This window comes from Peribacillus sp. (assembly GCF_059453735.1).
Map to the genome: position 1 here is coordinate 1 of NZ_JAZVJO010000023.1, position 2,180 is coordinate 2,180.

The following is a 2,180-nucleotide window of genomic DNA, read 5'->3' on the forward strand; positions in this document are numbered from 1 at the left end:
CCTGTCCCGCTGTTCCCGCAGGAGTCTTCACGCCTTTCACTTCAATCAACAGTCTTTCTAAATTTAATTTGATTATAGTCCGCTCAAATGGAAACACGTGCTAACCTATAGCAGATTTAGGAGGTTAGTTGTCTTGATCAGCAGGGAAATTCCTTGAAATGTGTTAAAAATGACAAAAGAGGTACGGAATGAACCATTCCGCACCTCCTTTATTTTATAATTTTGGTTGTTTAATTTTTGGAAGAATCTTATGAAGCGGAACTTTTTTCTCCGTGTTCCAAGTTGATTCATCGTTTGGATCATACTTTTCAAGGAAAGTGATAACTTCTTTAGTAATCGGCGTTGGAGTGGATGCTCCAGATGTTACGCCGACCGTCTCAGCTCCTTCAAGCCATTCCAAGTTCAATTCGGAAATATCAGCAATTCGATATGCACGTGTATGAGCAATTTCCTCTGAAACTTGAGCAAGGCGGTTCGAGTTATTGCTCTTCGGGTCACCGACTACGATCAGTACATCTGTTTCACCAGCCTGTTTCGCAACTGCCTCTTGGCGTATTTGAGTGGCCATGCAGATTTCTTTATGAACTTCTACATGTGGATATTTTTCCTCGACGGTTTTCATCAATTCAATAACATCCCACTGGCTCATCGTGGTTTGATTGGTCACGATAATTTTGTCATCTGCTGATAATGTTAAATTGCGGACGTCTTCAGCATTTTCAACAAGATGGACGATGTCTGGTGCTACACCAATGGCTCCCTCAGGCTCTGGGTGGCCTTTCTTACCAATATAAATGATTTGATAACCCTCAGCTTGCTTTTCTGTAATCAGGTCATGAGTGGCTGTTACATCAGGACAGGTAGCATCAATGGATACAAGCCCTTTTTCATCAGCTAATTTCCGTATTTCTGGAGATACGCCATGTGCTGTGAAGATAACGGTACCGCTATCGACTTTTTCAAGTATTTCTCTGCGGTTGCTGCCATCTAATGTAATGATACCGTCCTCTTCAAAAGCATCTGTTACATGCTTGTTATGCACAATCATGCCGAGAATAAAAATGGGACGTGGTAATGTCTTATCTAAAGCCGCGTTTCGAGCGATTACCATGGCATCAACCACTCCATAGCAATACCCGCGCGGGGATATTTTCGTAACCTTCAAACTGTTTCCTCCTTCAAGGGACAAAGAATTCTCCATGCCTGTTCTATTCTATTATATAAGAGGTCCTCGAATATTACAAAGATGAATCCTGCTTGAGACCCGAAATCCATTCTAGCTACTTTGGACAAAATAAAAAGAATGCAGGCATCCTGCATTCTGAATGAATTAGACATATAACTTAGGAGAAGAGGATCCCTGTTTTTTTCGTGTTTTCTTTCTAGGGACTTCATCTGATTCTACATCCGCATCGACTACAGCTTTTTCTGAAACGACTTTTTCTTTAGGTGCTTCTTTTTCAGAATCATCGCCGCTTGATTTCATGGCCTGATAGAGTTTCCACATGGATGGGATGTTTTTTACCATTGGTCCATATTGTTGAACCATTGGCCCTATTTGTTCGGCTGCCTGAAGGACTCGTTGTGTATTGTTAATCACGGTCGAGAGAGTTCCTCCTTCTAGCAGCCCTGCAGCTGTTCCAACAGCGGCGCCGCTTCTTTCTGCCTGCTGTATAGAGCCCGGTGGTGCGAAGGGATTGATTGGTGCTTGGCCTTGCTTATTTCTCCCAAGGATTCTTGAAAGTAATCCACCTTGGGCAGGTTCAGGGGCTGGAGGGCTTTGGTTTCTTCTTTGCCCAAATAAACCGCCCCTGTTTGTATTTTGAATCATTGGTTGTCTATTCTGATTTGGCGGTCCAAAGGGAGCCCCGTAAAATCCTTGCTGTCGAGGCCGCCCCATTTGAGGCCCTTGAAAACCCATATTTCCTTGTCGCTGGTTTCTTCCTGGAGGCATACTTTCACTCCTTTCCATCAATCTGTAGGGAAAAGAAATATCTTCTCTCTACAGATTATGCAGATCTGAAGAAAGTGTTAGCAGCCTGACTCATTATCCTGCTAACAAAAATGACCTGTTGTGAACCGGAGTGAAAAACGGTAAAATGGTAAGGGTACATTAAAATGGCAAACGTGTGGACAATTGGTTTGCGTTAATGTTCCATCATTTATTATACTAATAGGAC

General features: G+C 42.8%; 2 protein-coding genes. Both read right to left on the minus strand.

Features of this window, described 5'->3' with window-relative positions:
• Positions 1-214 precede the first annotated feature (214 nt).
• Positions 215-1,165, minus strand: coding sequence for a 4-hydroxy-3-methylbut-2-enyl diphosphate reductase (locus tag AC52RT_RS00690; protein WP_495538973.1), 951 nt, complete (start codon positions 1,163-1,165; stop codon positions 215-217).
• A gap of 165 nt (positions 1,166-1,330) precedes the next feature.
• Positions 1,331-1,954 carry a VrrA/YqfQ family protein gene (vrrA, locus tag AC52RT_RS00695; RefSeq protein WP_495538974.1) on the minus strand — a complete coding sequence of 208 codons (624 nt, stop codon included), beginning with the start codon at positions 1,952-1,954 and terminating at the stop codon, positions 1,331-1,333.
• Positions 1,955-2,180 lie beyond the last annotated feature (226 nt).

Bases quoted from the DNA above. Each gene is read 5' to 3' on its own strand.
- vrrA (WP_495538974.1), bottom strand. From the start codon at position 1,954: ATGCCTCCAGGAAGAAACCAGCGACAAGGAAATATGGGTTTTCAAGGG.